Source organism: Hydrogenovibrio crunogenus, assembly GCF_004786015.1.
GTDB classification, from domain to species: Bacteria; Pseudomonadota; Gammaproteobacteria; order Thiomicrospirales; family Thiomicrospiraceae; genus Hydrogenovibrio; species Hydrogenovibrio crunogenus.
Window position 1 is genome coordinate 1,401,501 of sequence record NZ_CP032096.1, and the last position, 25,800, is coordinate 1,427,300.

At 40.5% G+C, this 25,800-nt stretch carries 26 protein-coding genes; 8 read left to right on the top strand and 18 right to left on the bottom strand.

The genetic code is table 11. The features are described from left to right. Positions 1 to 53 precede the first annotated feature (53 nt). Complete coding sequence (ykgO, locus tag GHNINEIG_RS06710; RefSeq protein WP_011370693.1) at positions 54 to 179, top strand: type B 50S ribosomal protein L36; 126 nt, start codon at positions 54 to 56, stop codon at positions 177 to 179. A 72-nt stretch (positions 180 to 251) separates the two neighbouring features. Here ykgO and GHNINEIG_RS06715 read toward each other — a convergent pair whose 3' ends face one another. The 15 genes from GHNINEIG_RS06715 to rpsB form a co-directional block, all read right to left on the bottom strand. Further along, on the bottom strand, positions 252 to 1,229 hold the full coding sequence (locus tag GHNINEIG_RS06715; RefSeq protein WP_135795932.1) for a chemotaxis protein: 978 nt from the start codon (positions 1,227 to 1,229) through the stop codon (positions 252 to 254). 146 nt (positions 1,230 to 1,375) lie between these two features. Continuing rightward, entirely contained in the window at positions 1,376 to 2,005 is a 630-nt protein-coding gene (gene rnhB, locus GHNINEIG_RS06720; protein WP_135795933.1) for a ribonuclease HII, read from the bottom strand. Then, positions 1,998 to 3,179, bottom strand: coding sequence for a lipid-A-disaccharide synthase (gene lpxB, locus GHNINEIG_RS06725; protein WP_223260850.1), 1,182 nt, complete (start codon positions 3,177 to 3,179; stop codon positions 1,998 to 2,000). The genes rnhB and lpxB overlap by 8 nt, the downstream gene beginning before the upstream one ends. After that, entirely contained in the window at positions 3,163 to 3,933 is a 771-nt protein-coding gene (gene lpxA, locus GHNINEIG_RS06730) for an acyl-ACP--UDP-N-acetylglucosamine O-acyltransferase (RefSeq protein WP_135795934.1), read from the bottom strand. Before lpxA ends, lpxB begins: the two co-directional genes overlap by 17 nt. Positions 3,934 to 3,963: 30 nt before the next feature. Continuing rightward, complete coding sequence (gene fabZ / locus GHNINEIG_RS06735; protein ID WP_135795935.1) at positions 3,964 to 4,401, bottom strand: 3-hydroxyacyl-ACP dehydratase FabZ; 438 nt, start codon at positions 4,399 to 4,401, stop codon at positions 3,964 to 3,966. Between the two features lies 1 nt (position 4,402). Next, a complete protein-coding gene (lpxD, locus tag GHNINEIG_RS06740) occupies positions 4,403 to 5,446 on the bottom strand; it encodes a UDP-3-O-(3-hydroxymyristoyl)glucosamine N-acyltransferase (protein WP_135795936.1) in 1,044 nt (347 codons plus the stop codon). 17 nt (positions 5,447 to 5,463) lie between these two features. Then, positions 5,464 to 5,997, bottom strand: coding sequence for an OmpH family outer membrane protein (locus GHNINEIG_RS06745; RefSeq protein WP_135795937.1), 534 nt, complete (start codon positions 5,995 to 5,997; stop codon positions 5,464 to 5,466). 112 nt (positions 5,998 to 6,109) lie between these two features. Then, positions 6,110 to 8,401: an outer membrane protein assembly factor BamA gene (bamA, locus tag GHNINEIG_RS06750; protein WP_135795938.1), complete on the bottom strand. Its 2,292-nt coding sequence runs from the start codon at positions 8,399 to 8,401 to the stop codon at positions 6,110 to 6,112. Then, on the bottom strand, positions 8,394 to 9,764 hold the full coding sequence (gene rseP, locus GHNINEIG_RS06755; RefSeq protein WP_135795939.1) for an RIP metalloprotease RseP: 1,371 nt from the start codon (positions 9,762 to 9,764) through the stop codon (positions 8,394 to 8,396). The genes bamA and rseP overlap by 8 nt, the downstream gene beginning before the upstream one ends. Beyond that, positions 9,764 to 10,573 (bottom strand): phosphatidate cytidylyltransferase, encoded by an 810-nt coding sequence (locus tag GHNINEIG_RS06760; protein ID WP_135795940.1) that lies wholly within the window; start codon positions 10,571 to 10,573, stop codon positions 9,764 to 9,766. Before GHNINEIG_RS06760 ends, rseP begins: the two co-directional genes overlap by 1 nt. Then, positions 10,567 to 11,301, bottom strand: coding sequence for an isoprenyl transferase (locus tag GHNINEIG_RS06765; protein WP_135795941.1), 735 nt, complete (start codon positions 11,299 to 11,301; stop codon positions 10,567 to 10,569). Before GHNINEIG_RS06765 ends, GHNINEIG_RS06760 begins: the two co-directional genes overlap by 7 nt. A 117-nt stretch (positions 11,302 to 11,418) precedes the next feature. Beyond that, entirely contained in the window at positions 11,419 to 11,976 is a 558-nt protein-coding gene (frr, locus tag GHNINEIG_RS06770) for a ribosome recycling factor (RefSeq protein ID WP_135795942.1), read from the bottom strand. A gap of 39 nt (positions 11,977 to 12,015) precedes the next feature. After that, positions 12,016 to 12,726, bottom strand: a complete 711-nt coding sequence (pyrH, locus tag GHNINEIG_RS06775; RefSeq protein ID WP_135795943.1) for a UMP kinase — start codon at positions 12,724 to 12,726, stop codon at positions 12,016 to 12,018. A gap of 216 nt (positions 12,727 to 12,942) precedes the next feature. Further along, positions 12,943 to 13,827 (bottom strand): translation elongation factor Ts, encoded by an 885-nt coding sequence (gene tsf / locus GHNINEIG_RS06780; protein ID WP_135795944.1) that lies wholly within the window; start codon positions 13,825 to 13,827, stop codon positions 12,943 to 12,945. 91 nt (positions 13,828 to 13,918) lie between these two features. Continuing rightward, a complete protein-coding gene (gene rpsB, locus GHNINEIG_RS06785; RefSeq protein WP_135795945.1) occupies positions 13,919 to 14,653 on the bottom strand; it encodes a 30S ribosomal protein S2 in 735 nt (244 codons plus the stop codon). Between the two features lie 201 nt (positions 14,654 to 14,854). Between rpsB and map the strand changes: the two genes are divergently transcribed. Then, positions 14,855 to 15,661 (top strand): type I methionyl aminopeptidase, encoded by an 807-nt coding sequence (map, locus tag GHNINEIG_RS06790; protein ID WP_135795946.1) that lies wholly within the window; start codon positions 14,855 to 14,857, stop codon positions 15,659 to 15,661. A 27-nt stretch (positions 15,662 to 15,688) separates the two neighbouring features. Continuing rightward, positions 15,689 to 18,355 carry a [protein-PII] uridylyltransferase gene (glnD, locus tag GHNINEIG_RS06795; protein WP_135795947.1) on the top strand — a complete coding sequence of 889 codons (2,667 nt, stop codon included), beginning with the start codon at positions 15,689 to 15,691 and terminating at the stop codon, positions 18,353 to 18,355. Between the two features lie 10 nt (positions 18,356 to 18,365). Here glnD and GHNINEIG_RS06800 read toward each other — a convergent pair whose 3' ends face one another. Beyond that, positions 18,366 to 18,737 carry a VOC family protein gene (locus GHNINEIG_RS06800; protein ID WP_135795948.1) on the bottom strand — a complete coding sequence of 124 codons (372 nt, stop codon included), beginning with the start codon at positions 18,735 to 18,737 and terminating at the stop codon, positions 18,366 to 18,368. Between the two features lie 84 nt (positions 18,738 to 18,821). Between GHNINEIG_RS06800 and dapD the strand changes: the two genes are divergently transcribed. The 4 genes from dapD to GHNINEIG_RS06825 all read left to right on the top strand — a co-directional run bounded on the left by dapD (position 18,822) and on the right by GHNINEIG_RS06825 (position 21,971). Further along, positions 18,822 to 19,649, top strand: a complete 828-nt coding sequence (gene dapD, locus GHNINEIG_RS06805) for a 2,3,4,5-tetrahydropyridine-2,6-dicarboxylate N-succinyltransferase (RefSeq protein WP_135795949.1) — start codon at positions 18,822 to 18,824, stop codon at positions 19,647 to 19,649. 75 nt (positions 19,650 to 19,724) lie between these two features. Further along, positions 19,725 to 20,069, top strand: a complete 345-nt coding sequence (locus GHNINEIG_RS06810; RefSeq protein ID WP_135795950.1) for a Spx/MgsR family RNA polymerase-binding regulatory protein — start codon at positions 19,725 to 19,727, stop codon at positions 20,067 to 20,069. A 34-nt stretch (positions 20,070 to 20,103) separates the two neighbouring features. After that, a complete protein-coding gene (gene dapE / locus GHNINEIG_RS06815; RefSeq protein ID WP_135795951.1) occupies positions 20,104 to 21,240 on the top strand; it encodes a succinyl-diaminopimelate desuccinylase in 1,137 nt (378 codons plus the stop codon). Between the two features lie 242 nt (positions 21,241 to 21,482). Further along, positions 21,483 to 21,971: a Crp/Fnr family transcriptional regulator gene (locus GHNINEIG_RS06825; RefSeq protein ID WP_135795953.1), complete on the top strand. Its 489-nt coding sequence runs from the start codon at positions 21,483 to 21,485 to the stop codon at positions 21,969 to 21,971. Positions 21,972 to 22,044: 73 nt separating this feature from the next. On the opposite strand, the gene GHNINEIG_RS06830 is transcribed toward GHNINEIG_RS06825, so the two are convergent. After that, positions 22,045 to 23,400 carry a sodium-dependent transporter gene (locus tag GHNINEIG_RS06830; RefSeq protein ID WP_135795954.1) on the bottom strand — a complete coding sequence of 452 codons (1,356 nt, stop codon included), beginning with the start codon at positions 23,398 to 23,400 and terminating at the stop codon, positions 22,045 to 22,047. 51 nt (positions 23,401 to 23,451) lie between these two features. Here GHNINEIG_RS06830 and murB point away from each other — a divergent pair, with 51 nt between their 5' ends. Further along, positions 23,452 to 24,483 carry a UDP-N-acetylmuramate dehydrogenase gene (murB, locus tag GHNINEIG_RS06835; RefSeq protein WP_135795955.1) on the top strand — a complete coding sequence of 344 codons (1,032 nt, stop codon included), beginning with the start codon at positions 23,452 to 23,454 and terminating at the stop codon, positions 24,481 to 24,483. A gap of 33 nt (positions 24,484 to 24,516) precedes the next feature. Here murB and GHNINEIG_RS06840 read toward each other — a convergent pair whose 3' ends face one another. Continuing rightward, positions 24,517 to 25,791, bottom strand: coding sequence for a mechanosensitive ion channel family protein (locus GHNINEIG_RS06840; protein WP_223260852.1), 1,275 nt, complete (start codon positions 25,789 to 25,791; stop codon positions 24,517 to 24,519). Positions 25,792 to 25,800 lie beyond the last annotated feature (9 nt).

Below are 25,800 nucleotides of genomic sequence, written 5' to 3' on the forward strand. Positions count from 1 at the left end.
CAAATTTGAACTCGTTGATCAATATCAACCAAAAATAATATTGGATATCTAATATGAAAATTTTATCATCATTAAAATCAGCAAAAACACGTCATAAAGACTGTCAAGTTGTTAGACGTCGTGGGAAAGTTTATGTAATCAACAAAACAAACCCAAGATTTAAAGCTCGTCAACGTTAATTTAAGACGACTTTAAACTAAAAAGGCACCTGATCAGTGCCTTTTTTTATGTCTGAAATTTAAAAATGACGGCTATTTTTTATAATATTTTTCCTCAATCTTCTTAATTGTTTCTACAATTAAGTTCGTATCAACCTTTCCAACGAAATGATCCGCTCCCATATCAAGGACTTCTCGGCTGTTATTTTCACTGGTCATAGAAGTATGAACAACAATCGGTATATTTCGTGTTTTGGGATTTGCCTTCAATTCTTTAATAACCGTATGTCCAGAGGCAACAGGCATCTCCAGGTCTGTAAAAATCATCGAAATGTCATCCATATTCTCAAGAGAATCAACATAATCCATTAATAAACGACCATTTTCAAACCCTTGATATCTTAAACCTAACTGATCAAATACCATACTCATGTATTGTTGAATGGATTTACTGTCTTCCGCGAAAAGAATCTGGCGGTTTTTCACTTCCTCTGTAAACTCATGTGCGCCCGAGTTCACTTCTTTAGCAGATGAAAAAATCTTTTCGGCCATTGAAGGCATCGCTTCAATCAATAGTTTTTCAATATCAAGAATAAAACAAAGCTGATCGCTGTTTTCCAAGTAAGTATGATTAATAACCTGATTGGTGTTCACATCAACGTTATAATTCGTGGCTGGCTTAATGTCTGTCCATTCTTTTTCTTCAACGCCGTGAATGTGAGCGACTCGCATACCGATAAAGTTATGGCTGAAATCTGACACAATGATAATGGATTTTTCCCGTTCTTCTTCAGTCATCTCAAACCCCATCCACTTAGGAAGGTCGATGACAGGTAGATAAACCCCTCTTAACTCTATCATCCCTTCAATTAATGGGTTCGCATCCGGCATATCGGAGAGTTCATAAACACGCGCCTCTAAAACCTCTCTCACCTTGAAGACATTCATGCCATAGTAAGGAGGTGAAGACGCCCCTTCCCTAGGAAACTGAACCTGAAAAATCATTAGGCTCATCTGGTTGTTTTTGCTTAGCTGGGCCGTTTTTTCAACTTGCTCTAAAGTCGTACTCATAACATTTCCTAGTATGTATTTGCCACTATCGCAAATAGAATTTCATTTAAGGTTCTATGTAAAAAACTCTAATCTAAATCCCGATTTATCTCAAATTAAAATTCTATATAACTTGATTACCGAAAAGCTACCACCCAGATATAAACTTATACCTTAGGTAAGATTTGCATAATATTCTTAACCGGTTTAAATGAATGGCGATAGCCTGGAATCAGACCATGTTGAGACAATTTTTCTAAATGAAGCTTAGTCGGATACCCTTTATGAGCATCAAATCCATAATGGGGATAAGCCTCATGTAGTGTCTGCATTTGTTGATCTCTATGCACCTTAGCTAAAATAGAGGCCGCACTGATAACAGGCACCTTTCCATCCCCTTTGATAATTGCTTCGCACTCATAAGGAATATTCGGACAGCGGTTTCCATCCACCAAAACTTTTTCAATAGGTTTATTGATTCCTTCAACCGCACGCTTCATCGCAAGCATGGTTGCATGGAGAATATTTAATGAGTCAATCTCTTTCGGGGAAGCTGTTGCAACGCAAAAATCAATAGCTTCTTGCTCTATCTGAAGAGCAAGTTGTTCTCTTTTAGTTTCTGATAACTTTTTAGAGTCTTTTAATAACAGTTGACAGCCTTTCGGTAAAATAACAGCGGCAGCGACAACATCGCCTATTAAAGGACCTCGTCCAACTTCATCTACACCAACAATAAATTCCTCTGAAATATCATATCGTGTAAAATCCAAACACCCCTGCATACTACTGCTATCCATTCTTTAACTTTGCCCACTTAACAATCGCATCAGACGCTAACTCGGAAGCATTTTGATTAAGCACCTCGTATTGTTTTTTAAACTCTGTTAATTGTGCTTCGCGCATATTTTCATCCGTAATCAACTTACCTAAAGCCAAAGCAATTGTATCTACGGTGGCATTTTCTTGAATTAATTCAGGCACAATACATTTTCCTGCCAACACATTAGGAAGCCCTACCCACTTCGTGGTCGCCAATCGCTTCATAATCCAATATGAAACAGGGTGTAACTTAATCGCCAAAATGAGAGGACGTTGCATGAGCGCAGCTTCTAATGTAGCCGTTCCAGAGGTAACAATTAATTGATCAGAAGCCGCCATTGCCAATTGTGCTTGCTGATCTAACAATATGAAATCTATCCCATTACCGTATTCTGAAATAGATAAGGCTACTCTTTCTTTAGCCGACTGATTAATACAAGGTATAACAAATTTCATTTGGGGGTATGTATGATGCAGTTTCACCGCAGCTTGAACATAAACATCAATCATCAAGTTGATTTCACTAGATCGAGAGCCGGGTAAAATCCCCGTAACAGGAGTACCTGTCGCCAACCCGAGTTGCTGACGTGCAGAGTCTTTATCCGGACTGTTTGCCACTTGATTTGTTAAGGGGTGACCTACAAATTTTGACGGGATGCCATATTTATCATAGTAAGCCGTCTCAAAAGGAAACAAAACCAACACACCATCGACTTGCTTACGGATTTTTAACAATCTTTTTTCACGCCAAGCCCAAACAGAAGGACCGACATAATGAATGGTCGGAATAGCACTTTCTTTTAGGATTCCTTCCATTTTAAAATTGAAATCAGGCGCATCAATACCGATAAAAACATCTGGTCTTAATTGCAATAATCTTTGAATAAGTTCTTTTCGGAGGCGTAATAAACTGGGTAAGTGTTTTAATACTTCAAAAAAACCCATAACGGAAAGTTTTTCAAGGGGATACCAGGATTCAAACCCATTGGCGATCATTTTCTGACCGCCAATTCCTACAAATCGAGCATTAGGAAAACGTTTTTTTAAAGAGAGGATTAAGTCAGCCCCTAATGTATCACCTGAAGCTTCACCTGCAACCATTGCGATAACAGGAGGTTTTTTACCAGGTTGCAATTTATCTGACAATGCCACGACTAGACTGTTTTAAAAAGCTAACAAGTGATCCCAGCGTATCTCGCTCATCATTAATGGCATCGATTTCATAAATGGCTTCTTCTAATCGATACCCTGTACGATAGAGCGCTCGATAGGCTTTTTTAACCAAGTGAATCTGGTCTTTATCAAAGCCTCTGCGTTTTAACCCTTCAACATTTAAGCCTCTCGGGCCTGCAAGATTACCTGAAACAGTGACAAAGTTAGGCACATCTTGATTAATAACACTTCCCATGCCACAAAAAGAGTGCTCTCCAATATTACAAAATTGGTGTACTAACGTATAGCCTCCTAAGATAGCCCAGTCATTTACAATCACATGTCCAGCAAGGGCAGAAGCATTCGCAAAAATGGCATGATTTCCAATAACACAATCATGAGCAATATGAACACCAGCCATTACCCAATTATCATTACCGATAGTGGTTTCACCTCGGTCTTGTGCTGTACCGCGATTAACCGTTACATTTTCTCTAAATGTATTATTATCACCAATCGTTAAACGAGTGGGTTCATCAGCATATTTCTTATCTTGCGGAGCAGCGCCTATAGAACAGAATTGATAAAAACGATTATTATTTCCAATCGTTGTTGGTCCTGATATAACGACATGGGGACCAATAACAGAACCAGACCCAATCGATACATCCGCCTCAATAATTGAATAAGCGCCGATTTCGACATCTTCTCCAATTGTTGCACTAGGATCCACAATGGCTGTTGAATGAATCACATTTAACCCTTTCTATCTTTATTTACTTAATTAAACTTTACGTTCAGCACACAACATATCACAAGAAGCGATTAATTTACCATCAACACTGGTTGTACATTCAAACTTCCAGATGCCTTTTTTATTGTTCACGGTTTTCACTTCAAATTCCAGCTTGTCACCAGGAATGGCTGGTTTCCTAAAACGACAATTATCAACCGCTGCAAGGTAATACATTGAGGTACCATCAGGTTTAACTTCTTGTGTTTTAAAAGCAAGAATACCTGTACATTGCGCCATCGCTTCAATAATCATAACGCCTGGCATGATAGGATTATCAGGAAAATGTCCCGTGAACTGCGGCTCATTATAAGTCACGTTTTTATAGGCTTTTAAGGATTCGCCCGATTTAAATTCAGTCACACGATCTACTAATAAAAAAGGATATCTATGAGGAAGATATTCAAATATTTCTTTTACATTCAACATGTTAGTCATTTTCCAATTTAGATTTTAATTCTTGTAGTTCTTTTTCTAAGTGTTTTATCTTTTGAGCCATTTTATTCAGTCCTTTCGACCGAACCATATTTTTTTGCCATTCTGGTGTTGGAATCGCTGGAAAACCAGAATAACTTCCTGGTTCTTTAATACTATGTGTTACACCTGATTTTGCAGCAAAATAGCTTTTGTCGGTAATGGAAATATGACCATTAATACCTGCCTGCCCAGCAAAAACGCAATATTTCCCAACAGTGGTACTCCCCGCAAAACCAACTTGGCTAGCAATTGCCGACCCATAACCGATTGAAACATTATGGGCAATATGAACCAAGCTATCAATAATACAATTTGATTCAATAACAGTGTCATTTATGGCACCGCGATGGATATTTGCATTCACTCCCACAAAAACTCGGTCTCCAATCACAACTCGACCAATTTGTGGAATTTTATGCCATTCTCCTTGTTCATTAGCAAAACCAAAGCCCTGTCCACCTATGACACAGCCAGGATCCAAGTAAACTTCTTTACCGATTATACAGTCATGCATCACTGTAACATTGGCAACTAAACGCGTCTTTTGACCGATGACGGCGTCATCCAACACAACCGATCCTGGACCAATAAAACAATGATCTTCAATCGTGACTCTTTTTCCAATAACCACATTTTCACCAATCCATGCTGATTCTGCAACTTTGGCAGAATCATCCACAACCGCAGAAGCATGAATGCCTGCTGAAAAACTTTCTGGGTTAAGCAACTGAGACACTTTAGCAAAAGCAAAATATGGATTGTCAACCAACAAGCGCGTCGTGGTGGTTAGGCTTTCAAATTTCGGATTGATCAAAACGACACCTGCAGAAGTTGTCTCCAACTCATGGAGTCGTTTTGAATCGGATAAAAAACTGATGTGATTTTGCTGTGCTTCTACCAAGCCTGATACTTGGTCGACATTAATAGAATCATCACCTTTTAATTCGACGTCGATGCCTGCTTCTTTAAGGTAATTTACAATATTTTTTAACTTCAAATTAAACGCTCAACTTATTATTTATTAAAGTTAGCACGTTTTTTTCGATACTCTTTTTCAAGATATTCTAAAACTTCCTGTGTAACATCCAAGCGATTGTTGGTATAAGCAATCCCTTCATATAGTATCAAATCGAACTTCTGCTGCTTGCCAATTTCTTTAATGGCTTGATTCACTAAGCTTTGAAGACTGGCCAACTCTTCATTCCGACGAATATTCACCAACTCTTGTATATCATTTCGTTTACGTTGAATATCTCTTGTCAGCATGCTGATTTCTCTTTCTGCAGCCACCTTCTGAGAGTCAGACAATATCAATTGATTTTTTTGATAATCTTGTTGTTTTTTTTCAAGTTGCTTCGCTAATTTTTTCAACTCGGTTTGCTGAGGACCGAACTCTTTTTCTAGGTTCTTACCAGCTGCCTGCGCTTGTGGGGCCTTTTCCAATAACAAACCTACATTAACCACACCTAATTTAACGGGTTCCGCTAGCGACTGGCTTGATAAAATGGTTAAAACACCCGCTAAAAAAACCTTTAGCAACTTACGCATAAAAACGATCCTTACGAAAAAATATATATGGAAATTATTGTATCCGATTTAATAAAATTTTTTAATCATTTTACTGATCTATTCACTTCTACCCAGCGGTTTAAAACCATCCTTACATCGGAACACCTAAGTTAAATTGGAAAACTTGTGTTCTATCGGTATCTTGATAATTAAGCGCTTTAGCCAAACTAAATGCTAAAGGTCCAACCGGTGTAATCCAAGCAACCCCTAACCCTGCTGCTGACCTAAATTCAGGTAATTTGACGGCACTTGCATCACTAAAGACATTCCCAGCATCCACAAAAAGACTCAAGCGTAAATTTCCAGAATCTTCAACAAAGGGCATCGGGAAAGTCACTTCTGCATTTGTCACAATTCTTAGACTCCCCCCTATAGGGTCCGTTGAACCATCGATTGTGGCATCATATCTTGGGCCCAAAGAATTTGGCTCAAACCCTCTAACGGTTCCAATTCCACCCGCATAAAAGTTTTCATAAAAGGGCAACTCGTCATGATCACCATAACCATCTCCATAAGCCACATCCCCTTTAAGCCTTAGCGTAAAATATTGTGAAAGTGGTTGGTACAGGGTTTCTTCTAAATACAACTTATAAAAAGAAACATCAGAATTTGTAGGCATCACCAACTCACCACTCACACTGGTTCTCTGGCCATCGGTAGGAAAGTAGAAAGCATTTTTAGTATCATAACTCCAGCCCATGGTATAGCGAACAGAATTAAAGTGACGGCCATAATTACTGGTATATGTCTTACAGGCTGTAAATGTATCAATACATTTTAGAGTTTGATCATCAAACTTCAAACCATAACTCAAGCTACTCCACTCACTGGTTGGATAACCGACATTCACTCTTAACCCGTAGTTATTCGTTGTATAGTTTGATACATTTAACTCTTGGGCATCGATTTCACGATAATAAAGCCCACCACCCAATGAAACGCCATCTGCGGTGAAGTATGGGTTTGTCACACCGATGTCAGCAGACTTGGTAGAGGCACTATAAGTTCCATTCACATTGGCCCGATAACCTGACCCGATCACATTTCGCTCAGTCACCCCAATAGTGAAACTGATACCATCCAGCTGAGAATACCCTATACCGGCATTAAAGGCACCAGTTGACTGTTCTTCCACTTTCACTACAAGATCAACCTGATCTTTTGAAATACGATCCGTATCAACCTTAGCCGTTTTAAAATACCCTAAACGATTAAGGCGGGTATTGGAGCGACGCACTGCCTTCAATGAATAAGGAGCGTTTTCAAACTGGCGTAATTCTCTTCGAATCACATAATCTCTCGTCCGGGTATTCCCTTCAATACGGATACGTCGAACATAAACACGGCTTTTCGGTTCGATCCGGAAATCCAAGGACACTAGACGATTATTCTTATCAAGCTGGGTAATGGGTTCGATTTCAGCAAATGCATACCCCTCTTCACTCAGACGGTCACGAATCGCATTCACCGTTGCGACAATCTGACTTCTTGAAAAGAAATCCCCCTCATGAATTTTCAACAAGCTCTTCAGTTCATCTTGTTTAACAATGGTTTCTCCGGTGAATTTTATGTCTGAAACGGTATACTGCACGCCTTCTTTCATATTGATAGTAATATAGACCTGCGTTTTATCCAAAGACAAACTCACTTGAGACGACGCCACTTTAAACTCCGCAAACCCTCGGTCCATATAATAGGAACGTAAAGTTTCGATATCGGATTGTAGCTTCGGTTTTGCATACTTATCAGAGTCACCTATGATTGCGGATTCTGATAGCAATAAATTTCCTTTTAGGCGTGCATCATCATAAGTTTTATTGCCCACCAAAGTAATTCGACCAATACTGGCGGGCTTTCCTTCTTCGACTTTGATTTCAAGAGACACACGGTTACGAGGTAACTCTTTGACTTGAATATCAATTTCAGCTGCATAATACCCTTGGTTTTGGTAACGCCTTCTTAAATCCAGGATGATGCGTTCCATCTGGGTGTCATTAAAGATACGCCCTTTTTTAACGCCCATCGTATTCAGAGCTTGTGTCATATCTTCTGTTTTAATCAGCTCATTACCTTCAATACTGATATCTGCAATAGAAGGTCGTTCAAGCACTCTAATTTTTAAAATACCATCTGCTTCTTGAAAGAAAGCAATATCTCTAAAAAATCCAGTTTGATAAAGCGCTTGAATACTTTTTTGCACTTTCGAGCGGGAAAGCTCATCCCCTACTTCAATCGGTAAATAACTACGAACCGTTTCAAAACTGATTCGTTGATTTCCTTCTATTTGGATCTTATTAATTTGAAAATCCGACGCCTTCACAACAGAGAGATTAAAGAGCAGTAAGAATGCAAGAAGAGAAGATTGAAGAAACTGTTTAACCATTGGAAATTCGTACCACATCATTAAATAAAGCAAAAAAAGTAAGCATCAAGATGAGAACCACACCGACTTTTTGAGCCACCAGCTCAATCGATTCTTTGACCGGCGTTCCCTTAATCATCTCAATGACATAAAAGAAGAGGTGTCCACCATCCAATACCGGAATGGGGAGTAAATTTAAAATCCCTAGGCTCAAACTCAACAGCCCTAATAAACTCAAAAAAGCGACCCATCCATTTTGTAAAGCCTGTCCAGAAAACTCTGCAATACTAACAGGTCCGGAAAGGTTTTTAATTGAGACTTCACCCAAGACCATTCTTTTAATCATATTAACGGTCATATCAAGTAACGCTAAACTATGTGTCCAACCTTTTTGAATCGACTCCAATACACCATAAGAAACAGAAACTTTATAATCACTTAACAGCGTTTCATCTAAAAAAACCGATGCGCCTAAACTACCAACTTTTTGGCCATTAAAACTTTTTTCATCTAGCTGAACATCTTTTTGAAAAACAACATCATTTCGTTTAAAAGATAACTGTACCTTTTCATTCGGATGCTTTTGAACATACGCCACAAACTGATTCCAGTTCTCTACAGATAAGTGATCAATCTGGAGAATCAGATCTCCTTTTTCAAGGCCCAGTCTTTCAGCTGGAGAATTAGGTAAGATTTGGTCAATCATGGCCGGCATTTCAGGATATTTCGGTTTAAACCCTAATACCGAAAGCCATTTCTGTTTGGGCGTATTAATATCGAGTTCTGACAAGGGTAAAAAAATCGTTTTCGTGACTTGAGTATCAACAGAAACCAGTCCAACTTGTATCGCTTGCTGGTTATTAACCAATGCTTGCAGTACATTATGATAAACGTCTTTCCAATCCAGTACGTCTTTCCCGTTAACACGCTCAACTTGCCAGGCCTGGTGGTTATTGGGTAAGGATTTTGATAAAACGGAATGTTGTGAAACTTCTTCAAAAACGGGCTTTAACCCAGTCACGCCTGAAAAATAAATCAACGAAAAGGCAACCCAAGCAAAAAACAAATTCACTAACGGTCCAGCTGACACGACGGCAAAACGGCGATACACATTTTGCCGATTAAAAGCTCTAGCCAAATCTTCTTGAGCTACATTCCCTTCACGCTCATCGGCAAACTTAACATAGCCACCCAAAGGAATGCTGCCAATTTGAAACTGTGTTTCGCCTTTCTGCTTAACATAAACGGGCTTACCAAACCCAATAGAAAAGTGCGTCACTTTAATATTAAACAGCTTAGCAACAATATAATGACCCCATTCATGAATGGTCACCAATAATCCCATTGCAATAATGAAACCGATAATGGACCAAAATAATGTCATCAGACCACCCATTGCCATACAAAATAAAACATAGGAAGAGCAACCAACAAGCTATCAGCACGATCTAACACACCACCATGTCCAGGCAATAACTGACTGCTGTCTTTAAGATTGGCTTGACGCTTCAAGAGACTTTCAAATAAATCCCCAAAGATTGAGAAAAGCCCTATCGCTGTAAAAACCAAAGCGGTGCTCAAAAAAGAAGTTTGCAGCGCAGGCTGAAGGATAGACAAACCAATTAAAGCAATTAAAAACGCAAGTAGCCCGCCACCGTAAACACCTTCCCAAGTTTTACCAGGGCTGACATGATGAGCCAGCTTATGTCGACCAAAACGCCTACCTGAAAAATAAGCTCCGGTATCAATGGCCCAGATCACAAACAAACTTAACAGCACAATGCCTGCTGAATATTCGCTGACAAAAAACAGCAAAACACTGCCAAAGTTCATTATGACCAAAAGACCTAATAATAAAATTATTAAACGGTTTCGAATTTGAAAATGCCCTGCACGGCGCTGATATAAAACCACCGTCATCGCCATAATAAGCATAACCAGCAATGTTAACAGCATGAATACCCCAGAACTGCCAACAAACTTAACGCCAACAAAGACAAGAGTTGCCACAACAGCACTATATAACACACGAGGAATGATTTTCTCGGAACCTGTAAACCCAAACCACTCCCAAGCTGAGATAAAGCTCACACCGAGTGCAAAAAGTAACCAGGCCTGGTCATTGTTAGCCCATAATAAGCCAGCCACCAATAAAAATAACAGACTGGCGGTGATGACACGTTGCATTAACATTGGGCTACCTGCTCACTTGTTTTGCCAAAACGTCTTTCTCTTTGTTGAAAAGACGCTATTGCACGATCAATCGATTCTTCATTAAAATCCGGCCAGAGTTCATCACAGAAATAAAACTCAGCGTACGCCATTTGCCAAATTAGGAAGTTACTGATTCTTTGCTCCCCACCTGTACGGATCAGCAAATCTGGCACAGGCTGATCAGCTAAAGAAATATAATGACAAATATCCGATTCCGACAGGTCTGACACCTCTTTGGTTGGATTCGCTTGATGCCACCTTTTTACCGCATCTACGACATCCCAACGCCCGCCATAGTTAGCGGCAATATTCAAAGTCAAACCGGTATTATTTTCGGTCAGCTGTTCCGCTTGTACGATATGCGCTTGTATCTCTTCATTAAAGGCATCTCGGTCACCAATAATCCGCAAACGCACCTGGTTTTCATGAAGTTTAGAGACCTCTTTTTGTAAAGCTTTTAAAAAAAGCCCCATCAATTTATTCACTTCCTCTTCAGGTCGCTTCCAATTTTCCGTGCTGAAAGCAAACAAAGTTAACGAATCCACTCCCAGTTCTGCGCACCGACTCACCACCCGCTTAACAGCATTCAACCCTTTTTGATGCCCTACAAAACGAGGTAACATCCGTTTTTTTGCCCAGCGTCCATTACCATCCATAATAATGGCAATATGCTTTGGAATAGTGGGAGAAGTGGATTTAGAGCTCAAAAATTATCCTAAACGTTCATTACTTAAACAAAAACGGCCTCTCAAGGCTTTCGCCAAGACAGGCCGCTGTCTACAACACATCATGTAATTATGCCGTAAAAACAAAAGAATTTCAGCCTAAATTTCCATCAAGCTTTCTTCTTTCTTAGCAAGCATTTGATCTACTTGAGAAACATGCTCGTCCGTTGCTTTTTGAATCTGATCTTCTGCTTGGCGAAGCTCATCATCGGTAATATCTTTATCTTTATTGAGATTTTTAAAATCAGCATTCGCGTCACGTCGAATATTACGGATTGCCACTTTGGTTTGCTCCGCTTCTGATTTAGCTAGCTTGATAAATTCTTTACGACGTTCTTCTGTTAAAGGCGGCATAGGGATACGCATCACATTACCTGTCGTCACTGGGTTAACGCCAATATCAGAAGTCATAATCGCCTTTTCGACCACAGACACCATTGACTGTTCCCACGGCTGAACCGTTAACGTTCGTGCATCTTCAACGTTTACGTTTGCAACTTGGCTGACCGGCACTTCAGACCCGTAATAATCCACCTTAACCGCATCCAGAATACTTGGGTGCGCTCTGCCTGTACGGATTTTTGCAAAATTACTTTCTAAATTCTCAACCGATTTTGTCATCCGGTCATTTGCATCATCAAAAATTTCATCAATCATGTTTTTCTCTCCTGTGAATTCAAGCGTCAAACAGCTAATTTAATGTACCAAGGTTCCTTCATCTTCACCTTTAACGATTCGAATAACGGCATCTTTCTTGAACATATCAAATACACGAATCGGCATTTTGTGATCACGACATAAAACAAATGCCGTCATATCCATTACCTGTAAGTTTTTCTGAATGACATCATCATAAGTTAACTCAACCAAACGCTGGGCACTTGAATCCTTGGCTGGATCCGCCGTATAAATTCCATCAACTTTCGTCGCTTTTAAAACGATATCTGCGTCAATCTCAATACCTCTCAAGGCAGCCGCTGTGTCTGTTGTAAAAAAAGGACTGCCCGTTCCTGCTGCAAAAATAGCTACCTGCCCTTCTGCCATCCCTTTTTTGACATGATTGGCATTAAACCCATGAGAGACACCTTCAATCGCCATGGCTGAATAAACAACTGATGACATCCCCATATCTTCAATCACATCGCGGAGTGCCAAAGCATTGATCACTGTCGCCATCATCCCCATATGATCGCCTGTTGTACGCTGAATTCCAGCGCCTTCAATTTGAGCCCCTCTGAAAATATTGCCGCCGCCAACAACCAAACCGACTTCAACCCCCAAATTACGCAAGGCTTTCACCTCTGAAACGACCTGACGCAACGTCTTAGAGTCCAAGCCAAATTGCCCTTGGCCCATCAAGGCTTCACCACTAAATTTCAACAATACTCGAGCGTATTTTAACGACATGCTATACCTTATACTTTCTTAAACTTATTTTGAAAACCAACTCAATGCAACGCATTATAAAGTGTCTTTCAAAATAAGTTTTAAATTATAGTTAAAAAAAAACCATGATAAACAAGCTTTGCTTATCATGGTTTTAATTCAAAGATTTAAAACCTTTTTAGAAATGCGACATTTCTTTTTAAGCAAAATCAAAAATTTCGATTCAGAAATTCTGACTTACCCTTTTACTGCAGCTGCAGCCGCCGCCACTTCATCAGCGAAGTTTGTTTCTTCAATTTCAATCCCTTCACCCACTTCTAGGCGAACAAAATTAGAAACTGACGCATCAGCAGCTTTCAACAATTTCTCAACTGTTTGATCAGGGTCTTTCACAAATGCTTGACCTAGTAGCGTAATTTCTTGCAAATACTTACGCATACGACCATCAATCATTTTTTCAATGATTTCAGCTGGCTTACCAGAATCTTGCGCTTGCTCGATTTGGAACTTACGCTCTTTTTCCAACATCTCTTGGTCAACATCATCAGCAGAGATTGCAGAAGGGTTCGCAGCCGCAACATGCATTGCAATATCACGTACTAGTGCATCATCACCACCATTCACAGCAACAACCACACCGATTTTCTCACCATGTTGGTATTTACCGATAGTACCATTTGATTCAACCAACTCAACACGACGTACCGCCATGTTCTCACCGATTTTACCAATCATTTCACGACGCTTTTCATCAATCGTTTGACCATTTGCCATTTTTTCATTCATTAGCGCGTCAACATCAATTGTGCCTGTCGCTAATACAATCGCTGCGATTTCATCTGCGAATGCTTTAAAGTCATCACCTTTTGCAACGAAGTCTGTTTCACAGTTCACTTCAACAATTGCGGCTTTTTTCTTATCATCAGAAACTGCAATTGCAATCACACCTTCTGCTGCAGTTCTACCTGCCTTTTTATCTGCCCCTGCCATACCTTTCTTACGAAGAAACTCAATCGCTTCTTCCATGTTTCCATCAGTTTCAGCAAGTGCTTTTTTACAATCCATCATGCCTGCGCCAGTTGCTTCACGCAGTTCTTTTACCATAGATGCAGTAACAGCCATTTTTTAGACCTCAAATAAGTTTAATAAATTGAAAGGCCTGGAAAGAATTCACCAGGCCTGGTTGTTTTTGAAAGGGCGTACCGTTTAAAAATTAAGCTTCTGCTTTCTCTTCAACGAACTCATCACCTTCCACTGCTGTTGTAATAGAACCTTTACCTTCATTAATCGCATCTGCAGCGGCAGAAAGGTATAAAGATACAGCGCGAACAGCATCATCGTTACCAGGAATAACGTAATCAACACCGTTAGGATCATTGTTTGTATCAACAACACCAACGACTGGAATACCTAGGTTCTTCGCTTCTTGAATCGCAATTTTTTCATTACCTGTATCGATAATGAAGATCGCATCAGGCATAGCGCGCATATCTTTAATCCCACCTAAAGAAAGCTCAAGCTTCGCTTTTTGGCGTGAACGCATTAACGCTTCTTTTTTCGTGATTTTTTCAAACGTACCATCTTGCTCTTGAACTTCAAGGTCTTTCAGGTTCTTGATTGACTGTTTGATTGTTTTGAAGTTAGTCAACATCCCACCTAACCAACGGTGGTTGACATAAGGCATACCGCAACGCTGTGCTTCTTGAGCAACTAGATCGCCTGCTGCACGTTTAGTCCCTACAAATAAAACCGTCCCTTTTTTCGCAGCGATACCACCTAAGAAGTTCAATGCATCATTGAACATTGGCAATGTTTTTTCTAAGTTAACAATGTGAATTTTGTTACGAGCACCAAAGATGTACTCACCCATTTTCGGGTTCCAATAACGCGTTTGATGTCCGAAGTGAACACCCGCTTCTAGCATTTGGCGCATAGTGACTTTAGCCATGATTTTCTCCATATTGGGTTATGCCTCCGCCTGCCCATCAAACGAACCAGATTAATGAAACTGGCACCCCGTTTGATGTGTCGGCAGGCGTGTGGATTTTCTGTTAAAATTACCTTCATTCGAAAGGCGGCGCATTTATACCATGAAAGCGCGAAACCTTCAAGTATTATTGAATTTTACAATCACTTTTTTGGAAGCTCAATGGCAATTAAGATTAAAACGAAACAAGAACTGGAAAAACTTCGTATCGCCGGCAAACTGGCTGCCGATGTACTGGTAATGATTGAACCTTATGTAAAGCCCGGTATTTCTACTGGCGAGCTTAACGACATCATGGCAAAACACATGACTGACGTGCAAGGCACGACTTCCGCAACTTTAGGGTACCATGGCTTCCCTTCTGAAAGCTGTATTTCAGTCAATGACGTTGTTTGTCACGGCATCCCTGAACATGACAAAAAACTTAAAAAAGGTGATATCGTCAATATTGATGTCACGGTTATCAAGGATGGTTATTTTGGTGACAACAGCATGATGTTCGAAGTGGGCGAAGTAAAGCCTTTCGCACACAAGCTTTGCCAAGTCGCACACGAATGTTTATGGTTGGGCATTGAAGCTGTCAAGCCAAAAGCAACGCTTTACGATATTGCTTATGCAATTGAAACCCATGCGCACAACAATCACTTTTCCGTGGTAAAAGAATATTGTGGACACGGCATCGGATCAGAATTCCATGAAGAACCTCAAGTCGTTCACTATACCCAACCAGAATTAAAAGATATTATCCTAGAAGAAGGCATGGTTTTTACCATCGAACCGATGATCAACCAAGGTAAATCAAACGTTAAAACACTTGGGCCGAATAAAAAATACCCAGAAAACACGATCTTCCCAGTCAAAACAGCCGATCGAAAACTTTCTGCACAGTGGGAACACACTATTGCCGTAACCAAAGAAGGTTATGAAGTGCTGACCCTTCGCCCCAACGAAAAGCCGGTACTTCCATAAGTCACCGCAACCACAAGGAACTCAAGTATGGCAACCTTATCAGACAAGCAAGCTTCACCTCACTCTCCAAGCTTTGTCTATAACCTAGACCATGAAGACCGAAATACCTCATTAAAAAGTGGTCGCGCCGTATTGACAGACTTCAATGAGCAACAGTTTGTAAAATTCGACAAGGGTTGCTCAATCGAAACGCTGCTCAAAGAAAGAACATCTTTCATTGATCAACTGCTTAAAAAGATTTGGGAACATTTTTTCTCCAAAGAAGAGTGTGAACAGCTTACACTTGTGGCTGTCGGTGGTTATGGGCGGGGTGAACTCCAACCTTACTCAGACATTGACTTATTGATTTTGGGTGAAAATTTTGCCGATTTACAACCCAAAATAGTTGAATTCATCACTTATCTTTGGGACATTGGTTTTGAGGTTGGTCATGCAGTACGAAACCTGGAAGACTGCATTGAAGCTGGTCGAGAAGATGTCACCACAGCCACGAATTTACTGGAAGCAAGATGGCTTGCGGGAAAGTATGAACAGTTCCTGTCGTTACAAAACCTGTTTAACCTAAAATCATTTTGGCCCAGCCATGAGTTTTTCCAAGCCAAGCTGGAAGAACAGGAAAAACGCCACAAGCGCTACAATAATACCTTGTATCAGCTTGAACCCAACATCAAAGAAAGCCCGGGCGGATTGAGAGACATTCAGACCATTCTTTGGGTTGCAAAAAGACACTTTGGTGCCAGCTCATTGCAAGAGCTGATGCAACACAACTTCATCGCTTTACAGGAATATAAAGAAATCCAAGCGGCTTATCTTTATTTAAACCGTATTCGATTCGCATTACATCGTTTGAAAAAACGCCATGAAGACCGCTTGTTATTCGATCACCAACAGCAATTGGCTGAATTACTCAACCATGATGACCGACCTGAACACAATGATAGCATAAAAGCAGTTGAAGCCTTTATGAAGCCCTACTATCGAAATGCGCATATCGTGGCCAGACTGAATGAAATTTTATTACAGCATTTTAAAGAAGAAATCTATCACTTCTCTGAAGACAAAATCGAACCGATCAACCCACGCTTTCGCATCATCAACAATTATCTGGATGTGGTGAAAGAGAATCTTTTTGCCAAAAACCCAACGGCACTGCTTGAGATTTTCATCATTATTGAAAATTACCAGCACCTAATTCAAGGCATTCGATCTCGCACCATTCGTTTGATTCGAAACCACCTACACTTAATTGACGACCAGTTTCGGTCAGACCCAATCAATAAGGCGCTATTTATCGAGATTTTTCGTCAACCCAAAGGGGTAAATGCGGCCGTCAAACGTATGTATGCTTATGGCATTCTAGGAGCATATCTACCAAGTTTTAAGAAAATAACCGGCTTGATGCAGTTTAATATCTTTCACGCTTACACAGTAGACGAACATACCATTCTCGTGATTCGAAATCTGAGACGGTTTTTCATTAAACAACATGCCTACGAATTTCCAACCGCACATCAGATCGCAACCCAACTATGTAAGCCAGAAATCTTACTGCTTGCCGGTTTGTTTCATGACATCGCCAAAGGCCGTAATGGCGCCCATGAAAAACTAGGAGCGGTAGACGCCAAAGCATTCAGTCAAAAACACAACCTGAACAAAAACGACACCGACTTACTCAGCTGGTTGGTTTTACGGCACCTGGACTTTTCTTATGTTGCCCAGAAAAAAGATCTTTCCGATCCAGAAATTATTCAGCAATTTGCCGAAAAAGTCGGCACACAACAACGACTGGATTATCTGTACCTGTTAACCCTTGCCGATGTCAGATCAACCTCGGATGAAGTTTGGAACGACTGGAAAAACCAACTTTTCTTACAGCTATATCACAATACCACCCAAGCATTAGACAGCTCTTCAAGCCAACCTAGAGATCGGGTAAAACAAGCCATTTTCAACAAAGAAAAAGCCAGTGAATTGTTGAAAAAAAGAGGCTTAATTCCAATGCACTTCCAAGGATTTTGGCAAGCGTTTGAGCAAACCGATTTTTTCAATCGTCAAAGCGCGGCAGAAATTGCTCGAATTACCCGAGTGCTTTTTGAAGAAGATCATGAAGCGATTAATATTCATCTTCAACCCACCACTTCTCGTGGCGCGACCGAATTAATTATTTACATGCATGATCGTGACTATCTATTCGCCCAGTTCACTCAAATCATAGACAAACTTGACCTGAATATTGTGGAAGCCAAAATCTATTCAGGTGAAGATGATATGACACTGGTCATTATCTATCTCTTAAACCGAGAAAGTACCAGTATTACCGATCCGATGATTTTGGCTGAAATTGAAGAAACATTGAAACATCAACTTTTCTTGAAAGACGACACCACCCCGCCTACTCAACCGGAACCCAGACGTATTCGCGTCTTTGAAATGCCCACGCATATTCAGTTTCAAGAGATTAATGAAGAGCTGACCGAACTAAGCATCAGCACGAAGGACATTCCAGGCCTGCTCGCCAAAATTGGTCAAGCATTCAAGTCCTGTAAAATCCGTGTTCATGATGCCAAAATCAATACCGTGGGGGAAAAGGCTGAAGACACCTTTATGATCAGTTCAACGACGAATGAATCCATTCATACTCGTCACAGCCAGGAAGAATTAAAACAAGCCTTACTGAATAACATTGAACAATAAAATCACACTTTTAAACTTCAAACAACTCAAAAGCATTATTATCCAAATCCTTAATAAATAAGGCTTTTCTACCCGATTGACTTTTGGTATACACCCAATCATTCTGCTGTAGAAAAGCTTCATATTCAGCAACCGAATCCACCCTCAAAGCAAAGTGATAATCTCGCCCGCCATGCTCAGGCCTGGTGGTTTTTTCATTTGGATTAGGAAGCTGCATGATATGCAGACTTTGTCCGCTCAATAAGTCCAACCAATATCCGGGAAACCCTAAATTCGGTCGTTCAAGCCGTTCCAATCCAAGCAATTCCTGATAAAATTTCAACGCCCTTTCAGCATCTTCAACAATAATACTGACATGATCAAAACCCAACACTTTTGCCATGATAAATTCCTTAAAAATGCTATAATTGTAAAAATTTTTAAAATTTAAATTAACTGAATAGAATTAAAACAAATAGGAAATCAAATGTCAGCAGATTTACAAAAAGTCATTGAAGAAGCCTTTGAGCGTCGTGCCGAAATCACACCAAAAACCGTTGATGCTGAAACCAAAGAAGCCATCAACGAAGCCATCATGCTTTTAGATTCAGGGAAAATGCGTGTTGCAGAGCAAAAAGGCGTAGGTGACTGGCAAGTTAATGAGTGGCTAAAGAAAGCTGTTTTACTGTCTTTCCGTACAGAAGAAAACACGGTTATGAATTCTTCTGAAACACGCTATTTTGATAAAGTGCCTTCAAAATTTGTTGACTGGTCTCAAGCGGATTTTGAACAAGCAGGTATTCGTGTGGTTCCGCCAGCAATGGCTCGCCGTGGATCCTTTATCGCGCCAAGCTCCGTTCTAATGCCATCTTATGTCAATATCGGTGCGTATGTAGATTCAGGTTCAATGGTCGACACCTGGGCGACAGTGGGTTCTTGTGCTCAAATTGGTAAAAATGTTCATCTTTCAGGTGGTGTTGGGATTGGTGGTGTGCTTGAGCCACTTCAAGCCGCTCCGACCATTATTGAAGATAACTGTTTCATTGGCGCTCGCTCTGAAGTGGTTGAAGGCGTCATCGTTGAAGAAGGTTCGGTTATCTCAATGGGTGTATACATCGGTCAATCAACTCGTATCTATGATCGTGAAACAGGTGAAATCCATTATGGTCGTGTTCCTGCAGGTTCGGTTGTTGTTTCCGGAAACCTTCCTTCTAAGGATGGAACTTACAGCCTATACTGTGCGGTCATTGTTAAAAAAGTGGATGCTAAAACACTTGGAAAAGTGGGCATCAATGAATTACTAAGAGATATTTAATCTTATTTCAGTAATCCATTAAATCCCCGCTCCTGCGGGGATTTTTGCATCTACCTTCTCAATTTAGGACTTTTTATGAATAAACTATTCGGTATTTCAAATTGTGACACGGTTCGCAAAGCGAAAAAATGGCTTGAAGCAAACCAGATTGATTTTGAATACATCGATTTTCGAAAAGATCAATTTTCCAAAGAAGACATTGAAGCTTGGCTGAAAAAAATCTCCTTTGAAGACATCGTTAACCAGCGCAGCAAAGCATGGAAAGCATTAACAGATGAACAAAAACATGATTTAATAGAAAACAAACAGTTTGCGTTATTACTTGACACCCCAACATTGATTAAACGTCCAGTATTACAAACGTCTGAAACTATCCTCTTCGGATTTAAAGAAGCGCAATATCAAGAACAATTTGCTTAAATTTTTATAAGCCATACTTATCTGGAAACACAAGATGTCAGAAACCATTCAACTTGCTCAAAAGCTGATTCAAACTGAATCGGTCACGCCAAATGACAACGGCTGCCAAAGCCTTATCGCCGATTACTTAAAGCCACTTGGCTTTGAAATCGAATCAATGCCTTTTGGTGAGGTCGAAAATTTATGGGCAAGAGCAGGCACAGATGGACCGGTTATCGTTTTTGCAGGCCATACGGATGTCGTTCCAACCGGACCGGAAGAACGATGGACACACCCCCCTTTCTCTGCGCACATTGATGCCGATGGCATGATGTACGGACGCGGCACCGCTGATATGAAAAGTAGCATCGCCTGTTTTATGGTGGCAACCAAACAATTCATCACACAATATCCAGATTTTAAAGGTTCGATCGCCTACCTTATTACCAGCGACGAAGAAGGCCCAGCGGTCAATGGAACCGTAAAAGTCATAGAAGCTTTGGAAGCCCGTAATGAAAAGTTTGAATATTGCCTGGTCGGAGAACCTTCCAGCAGCAATACATTAGGGGATTCAATTAAAAACGGACGCAGAGGTTCCTTAAGCGGACATTTGACAGTAAAAGGAATTCAAGGGCATATTGCTTATCCGCAACTGGCTGAAAATCCGATCCATACCCTTTCGCCTGCCTTAAATGACATGGTAAACAAGGTTTGGGATCAAGGGAATGATTACTTCCCACCGACGTCGTTTCAGGTTTCCAACGTGCATGCCGGAACAGGCGCAACCAATGTAATTCCTGGGGATTGTGTCGTTGACTTTAATTTCCGTTTTTCAACCGAGCAAACACCGGAAAGTTTAAAAGCAGGCATTCATCACATCTTAGACTCACATCAACTCAACTATGATTTGGATTGGAATTTATCAGGACTACCCTTTATCACGCCTGCAGATGGTGAGTTAATCCAAGCGGTCTCAAAAGCAATCGAACAGGAAATGGGAGCGGCTCCCGAACTTTCTACTGGTGGTGGCACCTCAGATGGTCGCTTTATTGCGCAGACAGGGGCACAAGTGATTGAATTAGGGCCTTTAAATGATACCATTCATAAAATAGATGAACGTGTCAGCGTATCCGATTTAGAAAAATTAACTCAAATCTATCTCAACACCCTGATTAACATATTGGTGAAGTAAATGCTTTCAATCATTCTACAAATACTCGCACTGGTTATTTTCATTGCTCTCATATGGCCGTACGTCAAGAAAGAGCGATGGAAAGAAAAATTTATCGACAATAAACAAGCCCGCACAGTGCTGATTGTTTTTGTTTTAATTCTATTATTTATGGTGGGGTTATCATTCTTTTTTGATACCCTTTACCCTATTGAACGAATTGATCACTAATTCAAATTATTGACTTATTTAGGAGTTAAAGAATGGCAAAAGCCGCTGAAAGCCAATTGATTTCTGAATCCGTACTGGGTTCAGATTTAACGCAAGAAGATTGTGAAATCTTGTCCGAGATTGTAAAACAAAAAAATCTGACAAAAGAAGAAGTGCTTTTCGAACCAGATACGCTGGATGGTAATCTGTATATCCTAGTAGAAGGTAAACTGGACATCTTAAAGGTGATCAATCCTAACAAGACCATTCACATCAACACCTTGAAAAAAGGCTCTTTAATTGGTGAATTAAGCTTTATCGATGGCATTGCGCATACCATGCGCTTACAAGCTCGTAATGAGGCAACGGTTCTGATTATTCACCGTGATGAGTTTGAAACGCTCGGCGAGCACAATCCTAAACTCATGTTCAATGTCATGAAATCCATCCTTCGATTCTCGCACCATTTACAACGCAGAATGCTGCAGGAAAACCTAGAGATGTTACGTCTCGTCCAAAGTGAGTATATGACGCAATATTAAACGTCGTTTGCTCATACTTTTTAAAAAAAGGATAAACAAAGTCTTTATCCTTTTTTACTTCCCACCGTTCATTTTAGCCCGTGACGCTTTCGAAAAAGACAATAAAGACCAGAATCGGCGCAACCCACTTCACAATCACAGAATAAACACCAGACCATTTCGGCGGCATCCCCGTCTCGTTATTTCTCTGCTGAAGTGTCCAAACCCAACCCACAAACAACGCAGTAAACATGCCCCCTAGTGGCAACATAATATTGGAAGTTAAAAAGTCGATGCTTTCAAAGAATGTTTTATCTTCCAAAAAGGTCTGTCCTTTCCAGAGATTAAAGGAAAAGACACTTCCTAGCCCTAAGAGCCAGGCAAATCCACCAAGCAACCAGGCGGCTTTTTTACGTGTATACCCCCAATTCTGCTCTAACCAACTGATGGCAGGCTCAATCATCGAAATAGAAGAGCTTAATGCTGCGAAAACCACCATGCCAAAAAACAAGGTTCCAAAAAACCACCCGCCACTCATTTGGCCAAAGGCAATCGGTAATGTTTCAAACAACAAGCCAGGGCCTGATCCGGCTTCCAATCCATTACCAAACACAATGGAAAAAATAACCAGGCCTGCAATCAACGCAATCACGGTATCTGCGATCACAATCCACATACTGGCTTTAACAATCGAATAATTCTTCGGCAAATAAGACCCATAAACCATCATGGTTCCAAACCCTAAACTCAAGGTGAAAAAAGCATGTCCTAACGCAATTAGAACCGATTCGCTGGTCAAAGCAGAAAAATTAGGTTTAAACAGGAATTCAAAACTCTGTGAAAAGGCCCCTGTAGTGGTAGCATATCCCAATAGAATCAATAAAATAATCAACAGGCCGGGCATCATGATATTGATGGCTCTTTCAATACCACTGCGAACCCCTTTCACTACAATCAAAACGGTTAGTAGCATCACAATCGTATGCCAAAATAAAACCGCTAATGGATTCGATACGAACTGATCAAAATGACTTTGAGCCTGAGCCGCATTCATATCTATAAAAGCGCCGGAAATGCTTTCAATGAAATACGCAACCCCCCATCCTGCAATCACCGCATAAAATGATAAAATCAATAAACCACCTAAAACAGCATTAAACCCTAAAAACACCCAGAGTTTATTCGCACCAGTGGTTTTAACAATATTGGCCATTGCTTGAGGGGGATTCGCCTGACCGGCGCGCCCCAAACTGATTTCGGCAATTAAAATAGGCAACCCGATAAGGACAATACACAATAAATAAACTAAAACAAAGGCTCCACCACCGTTTTCGCCGGTTATATACGGAAATTTCCATAGATTCCCTAACCCAACGGCAGAGCCAATTGCGGCCATAATAAAAACAGTTTGTGATGTCCATAACTGCGCCGAAACTTTTAACTGCGCCATACATTATTCCTTTATAATACCCAGACTTATTGCTTCAAAATTATAACAGATATGCATATTCACGCTAATTATTCCCTGAAAAACAGAAACACGTTTAAGATCGACATCAAAACCCAATATTTTGTCGAAATCACCAAACAGTCTGATATTCCTGTTTTACGGTCGGATATCAAGTTAGCTGCCCTACCCTGGATCATACTGGGAGGAGGAAGTAATATTCTGTTCACACAAGACCTTGAAAAGGTCATCGTGACCTGTAAATTCGACAAAATCAAAGTCATGAAAGAAGACGAAGATAATATCTGGATTTCTGTCGGCGCAGGTCTGCCTTGGCAAGAATTTGTTGAATATACCGTTAAAAAGGGGTATTGGGGACTTGAGAACCTGGCGCTTATTCCTGGCACCGTCGGGGCAGCCCCGGTTCAAAACATTGGTGCTTATGGCTCTGAAGCCAGGGATACAATTACACGCGTACAAACCCTGAACTTATTTACGGGCGAACGCCGGGAGTTTAGAAACACTGAATGTCATTTTGGTTATCGCACCAGTATCTTTAAACAGGAACATGAAAACCGATTATTGGTTCACAGAGTCACATTTCGTTTAAGAAAAGCACATGCCGGTCACCCAAACCTAGTCTACGATCCTCTAAAAGAAGCCATACAACACCATTTCCCTTCCATGGAAAATTTAACGCCAGAAGACGTCTTTAACACCGTCACCAAAATTCGTCAGGAAAAGATTCCAGATCCTCGTATTTATGGTAATGCCGGCAGTTTCTTTAAAAACCCTCTTATCACAGAACAATATTTTAAAGAACTCTGTAAGATTCATGGAGAAGTACCACATCACCAAACCGTCAACAATGAATATAAAATTCCTGCCGCTTGGTTGATTGAAAAAACAGGCTGGAAAGGTCGTAAAATGAAAAATGCGGCTGTATCCGAAAAACATGCCCTAGTGCTGGTCAATCTTGGCGATGCCAAAGGGTGTGAAGTCGTGCACCTGGCTGAAGCGATTCAAGAAGATGTCGATCACAAATTCGGCATCCATTTAGAGCGAGAAGTCATCATTATGAAATAACGTTTGTTATTTCATAATGCAAAAACCAACTCATCAAGCTTTTACAGCCTCATCTGACTTTTCTGTAACCCCTTCAACCTTAACGGCATCTTCAACATAGAGTGTACGCGTAGGAAATGCCATCTCAGCACCATGTGCTTCAACAATGTCTGCCACCTTTAACAAAACATCCTCTTTAACTTCGTGAAACTTGACCCAAACGGTAGTTTTGGTAAACGTATAGATCAGAATATCCAATGTGGATTGGTTGTACATATTAAAATTTACGATCAAGGTTTCATCACTGGCAATTTCAGGATGTTCTTGTAACATTTTTCGAATATCCGCGGTGATATTCGCGACCGACTTCACATCGCAATAACGCACCCCCACGGTTTCTTTAATACGACGATATTGCATGCGAGAAGGATTCTCTATCGTGATATTGCTGAAAGTACCATTCGGAATATAAAGCGGACGTTTATCAAAGGTTCTGACAATGGTGATACGCCACCCTATATTCTCGACGGTGCCCTCGATTTCCTTTTCAGGTGATCGAATCCAATCACCGACGACAAAAGGTTTGTCCCAATAAAGCATTAATCCACCCAACACGTTACTCACCATGTCTTTGGCTGCAAAACCAACGGCAATGCCCCCCATACCACCAAAGGCAATTAACCCGGTTAAATTAACCCCTAAAGAACTCAGAACAAATAACGCTGTTATGATAAAAACAGTGAGCCTAAACACTTTACCTGCTGCCTCAACCGTCACTGAGTCCCAACGCTTATCTTTTCTCTCTAAGCGCTTCAAGTAGATCTCAATTCGGTGAACCCATCGAACAGAAAACCAAGCTACCGCAATCACACCTAAAGTGGATTTAAAGCTCGAGATATAAGGAATTAACTCTAAGAACAATTTGAATTGATTCATAATCGTTGTTAAAGCTAATACGGAACCTGACAACCAGATATAAAACGAAATTGGACTGGTCAATGATTTTGGAATCGTTTGTAAGAAACGCTTTTTACGCTTATCTAACAGGTAATCAATAAAGTTCACGACCAACCTGAAAACTAAATCGATAAGAAATGTGATCGATAAAATCAGTACCAGCAACATAAACCAGACTTGGCCGCCAAACAACTCAACTAGGAAGCGCCAGGTTTCTGGAAACAGACTAACTAATTGCCCCAAACTATTATTGGTAAAATTTTCAAATACTGTCGTCAACGAATCACTGCTAACATTTAAAAGCAAAGTAGTTTCAATACTAGTGACTCCTCCCAGAAAGCCAGTAAGCAACCCCTGAATCATTTGCAACATAAATACTCC